This is a genomic window from Streptomyces sp. NPDC055506 (assembly GCF_053643595.1).
In genome coordinates, this window is sequence record NZ_JBSHKH010000242.1 from 1 (window position 1) to 5,416 (window position 5,416).

Genomic DNA, 5,416 nt, shown 5'->3' on the forward strand with positions numbered 1-5,416 from the left:
GTGCCGGTCATGCGCAGGCGCAGGACGTCGTGGTGGTCGGTCAGGGCCTGGAGCCCGGCACAGATCCCGGCCAGGCCCAGCCCGTCCGGCACAGGCACCGCCATCGACTGGTTGAACCCCTCCACCGGCCCCGGAACCTCAGCCAGCCACCGCATCACCGGCGTCGGGACCACCTCACCGACACCCTCACCATCACCAACCACACCACCAGCAGCCGACACACCCGCCACCACAGCCAGCGCCGCCACCGTCTGATGCTCGAACACCAGACGCGGACTGAGCTCCACCCCCGCACTCCGCGCCCGCGACACCAACTGAATCGAGGAAATGCTGTCCCCGCCCAACGCGAAGAAACTGTCATCAATACCGACCTCCGCCAGCCCCAGCACCTGAGCGAACAGCCCGCACAACACCTCCTCCCGCCCCGTACGCGGCCCCCGCCCGGACACCAACCCCGACACATCCGGCACCGGCAACGCCCCACGGTCCAGCTTCCCGTTCACCGTCAACGGCAGACCATCCAGCACCACCACAACCGACGGCACCATGTACTGCGGCAACCGCCCCCGCAGGCTTTCGCGCACCGCAACAACATCCAACCCACCCGCAGCCACATCCGTGTCCGCAACGACATAACCCACCAGCCGCTTATCACCCGGCCGGTCCTCCCGCACCACCACCACCGCCTGAGCCACACCGGGATCCAAAAGCAGCGCAGCCTCAACCTCCCCGGTCTCGATCCGGAAACCACGGACCTTGACCTGATCATCCGCACGCCCGACGAACTCCAGCTGCCCGTCCCCACCCCACCGCACCAAGTCACCCGTGCGATACAACCGCCCACCCGCCGCACCGAACGGATCCGCCACAAACCGCCCCGCCGTCAGACCCGCACGATTCAGATACCCCCGCGCCAGACCCGCACCACTCACATACAACTCACCCACCACACCCGGAGCCACCAACCGCAACCCCCCATCCAGCACATACACCCGCGTATTCCACACCGGCCGACCAATCGGCGGAACCACCCCACCCACCAACACATCACTCAACGTCACATACACCGTCGTCTCGGTCGGCCCATACGCGTTGAACAACCGCCGGCCCGCCGACCACCGCGCCACCACATCCGCCGCACACGGCTCACCGCCCAACACCAGAACACGCAGACTCGGCACGTCAGAGGGGTCCACACCAGCCAACACACTCGGCACAAGCCAGGCATGAGTGACGGAATGCTCCTGTACGAGGCTCCCCAGACGGCCCGCCACATCCACACGCGAACCGGTATCCGGCACCACCAGCCCCGCACCCGACACCAACGCCACCATCAGCTCGCACACCGCCGCATCAAAACTCGGCGAAGCGAACTGCAGCACCCGACTGCCCACACCCACACCGAACCGGTCGGCCTCCAGCACGGTCAAACTGGCCAGCCCGGTGTGTGTGACGCTCACACCCTTCGGCCGACCCGTCGACCCCGACGTGTAAATCACATACGCCAGACCTGTCAGCAGCAGGGCTCCGCTCCGGTCCTGATCGGTGAGGTCCACCTCCGCCATGGATTCCGCCGCGGCCATCACGGCAGGATCGTCCACACACAGCACACGCCCGGCGTCCCACGCCGGCAGCCTCGACGCCACCTCACCCGTCGTCAGCACACACACCGGCTCCGCGTCCTCAAGCATGAACGCGACCCGCTCACCCGGATAATCGGTGTCGATCGGCAGATAGGCACCGCCGGCCTTCAGCACCGCCAGCACCGCCACCACCATGTCCACCGACCGCGGCAACGCCAGACCCACCAGACGCTCCGGACCCACACCCCGCTTCACCAACACCCGCGCCAGCCGGTTCGCCCGCGCATTCAACTCCCCATAACTCACACGGGCATCACCACAGATGACCGCCACCGCATCCGGCGTCCGCGCCACCTGAGCCTCGAACAACTCCGACGCCGTACCAACCGGCACCGCACGAGCCGTGTCATTGAACTCGCCCAGCAACCGCTCCCGCTCACCGGCAACCAGCACATCGACCACAGCAACCCGCTGAGCCGGATCGGCGACCATCGCTTCGGCCAGTCGGCACAACCGGTCCAGCATCTGCCGTGCAGAAGCGTCGTCGAACAGATCGGTATCGTGCCCGAGCCGAAGACGCATCTTCTTTCCCGGCAGCAGACAGAGGCCCAGCGGATAGTGCGGAATGCCGTATTCATCGGCACTGGTAATCGAGAGATCCGTGCGGTCGTAAATACTGTCGGCATTGGACGGGTAGTTCTCGAACACGTAGAGGGTGTCGAAGAGTTCACCCTGCCCGGCCGCACGCTGGATGTCGGTCAGGCCCAGGTATTGGTGGTCGCTGAGGCGGGCCTGCTCCTCCTGCACCCGGCCCATCAACTCGGTCAGCGACTGCGACGCATCGAGCCGGACACGCACCGGAACCGTGTTGATCAGCAGACCGACCATCTGCTCGATACCGGGAATCTCCGCAGGCCGCCCCGACACCGTCATACCGAAGACGACATCGTCCTTGCCCGTCAGCCGGGCCAGCAACAACGCCCACGCCGTCTGCAGCACCGTGTTCACCGTCAGCCCATGCCGACGAGCCAACTCCGTAACACCAGCGCTGAGTCCGGCACTCAACTCGACCGTGGTCAACTGGTGAGCGCGCGCTTGTGGCCGGTGCCCGGCAGGAGCGATCCGGGTCGGCTCCACCCCGGCCAGCGTCTCGCGCCACACCGCTTCAGTAACCGTATTGTCCTGTTTCGCGAGCCAGGCCAGGTGCCTGCGGTAGGGCACCGGCAGGGGCAGCCGGCCACCGTTCCCACCCCGCGCGTAGAGGTCGAACAGTTCCCGCAGCACCAAGGGCAGCGACCAGCCGTCCAGCAGAACGTGATGAGTCGTGATCACGAGCTTGTGCCGGTCAGCGGCAAGCCGCACGACCACGAAACGCATGAGCGGCGCGCTCGCTATGTCGAATTGGACAAACTGCTCCTCTTCCAGCAGCTGCGCCACCCGCTCGCGCTGATCGACCTCCGTGTGGTCGATCAGATCGAGCTCACGCCACGGCACGGTCACCGAGCCTGCGATCACCTGCACCAACTCACCGCCGCTGCCCTGGCGGAAGGACGCCCTCAGGCTGGCGTGCCGGTCGATCAGTGTCTCGGCTGACCGCCGCAGTACCTCCACATCCAGCGCACCAGCCAGATCCACGACCTGCTGGGTGTTGTAGACGTCAGCGGTGTCCTCGTCGAACAGCGTGTGGAACAACAGCCCTTCCTGCAACGGCGACAGCGGCAGCACATCCTCGACCACCACGTTCTCGGCCGCCCACTCATCGAGCTGCACCTGGTCGGCGCCCACCAGGAAGGGTTCGTTCACCGCCCCGTCCGCCGTGGTCAAGTCATCGGCGAGGGCCGCCAGCGCCATGACGGTCTGGTGCTCGAACACCAGCCGCGAGCTCAGTTCCAGCCCCGCCTCGCGGGCGCGCGACACCAACTGGATGGAGGAGATACTGTCCCCGCCCAGGGCGAAAAAGCTGTCATCGATTCCCACCCGCGGCAGGCCGAGGACCTGTGCGAACAGTCCACACAGCAGTTCCTCCCGGCTGTTGCGTGGTCCCCGTTCCGACACAAGGCCCGCGAGATCAGGTGCCGGGAGCGCCGCACGGTCGAGCTTGCCGTTCGCTGTCAGCGGCAAGCTGTCCACGGTCACCAGTACCGACGGCACCAGGTACTCCGGCAACCGTCCGCGCAAGTGCTCACGCAGGTCAGCCAGCAGCTGTCCGGTCGTACGGAATCCCAGCGGGTCGTTCACCAGGTCCTGCAGTCGTCCGCCGACGCCGTGCGGACGATATACGTCCGTGTACACGGTGGTACCCCCGTGCGTCGCGGCGCCCGATGGCTTCGACTCGCGCGTGACGTCCTCCGGCCCGGCCTGGGGAAGGATCACCGCGTCGAAAGCGTCCGCGCCGTGCCGGGACCAAGTCGTCAGAACGCGGCAACCATGTCGCGCGCACCAGTCGTGCAACGCTTCGGGATCCACTCGTGCCGGCTCTTCGGCCTGGCCGAACTCGTCGATCTCGCCTGTCTGGGGCGCGCCTTCGTACCCAGCCCTGCGCTCCGCACCGTCCAGGAGCAATTGAGTCCGCTGCGGTGACGCCCCCTCGGCCAGAGCACGCTCGGCGGTGGCCTCGGCTGCCAGGCGGCGGTTCGTGATACCGGTCAGCCTTATCGGCCCGGTCCCCGGGGACTGTCCGGACGGGTCAGCTTGCTCCAACAGCCCGGCCAGCGTACGGAACAAAGCCTCCGGGGTGTCCAGTTCGCCCTCGCCCCAGACCAGTTCGGGGATGTCCTCGAGGGATACCACGTCCTCGCAAGCCGACACGGCATCCCCGGTCGTCCGCGTCTTGTGCAGTGCCACTTCGTAGCGGTGCCTGGTCAGCTCGTTGTGATCAGCTCCCCGCTTCAGGCGGATATCGACCGCTACGACGTCGGAGCGGCCCTCGGCCCACACGGCGAAGAAGTCCGGTTCTATGACCAGTTCCTTCTCCATCGCCATGGACTGTTCAACGGCCGCGCGGAGCTGAGCGTTGTCCGCGGCAGCCGCGGCGGAACCGGTTCGGATCGCGGTGTGGAAGGCCCGCAAGGATGCCCGATTGCGGACGTCACCGATGAAGATCCGGCCACCGGGGGCCAACACGTTGAGCGCGCCGTCGAGGACCTCGGCGAGGTAGTCGGCATCAGGGAAGTACTGCACGATGGAGTTCAGCACCACGGTGTCGAACCGGCCGGTGGGCAGCCCCTCGAAGTCGACAGCGGGCTGACAGCGCAACGTGACCCTGTCGCCGTAGCCGGCCGCGTTGACCTGGTCGGTGAGTCGGTGGATCGCCGACGCGGAGAAGTCCGTGGCCCAGTATTCCTCCACGTGCGGCACCAGCGGTCCGAGCAGGAGGCCGGAACCGACGCCGATCTCCAGCACCCGGCGTGGCGCGGCCTCGGTGATCCTTGCGACGGCGGCGTCCCGCCAGGCACGCATCTCGCGCAGGGGGATCGGTGCACCGTCGTAGGAATTGTTCCATCTGACGAAGTCCTCGCCGAGTCCGGCTTTCCCCGCTTCTTCTCCGGAGTAGACGGAGTCGTACATCTTGCGCCATTCACCCACCTGCTCGGCTGCGGCGCCCGCGACGGTGTCGGGATCGGCAGCGATGCCGACGGGTACGACGTAGCCGACGAGGCGCTTGTCGCCGGGGCGGTCCTCCCGGACCGTCACCACCGCCTGGCCCACACCGGGGTGTTCGGCCAGGACTGTTTCGATCTCCCCGGTCTCGATCCGGAAACCACGGACCTTGACCTGATCATCCGCACGCCCGACGAACTCCAGCTGCCCGTCCGCACCCCACCGCACCAGGT

The 5,416-nt window shown here is 66.9% G+C and carries 1 protein-coding gene; it reads right to left on the bottom strand.

Annotation, left to right across the window (positions count from 1 at the left end):
- On the bottom strand, positions 1-5,416 hold a 5,416-nt coding region (locus tag ACWIF2_RS40025; RefSeq protein ID WP_454366550.1), incomplete at both ends, for an amino acid adenylation domain-containing protein.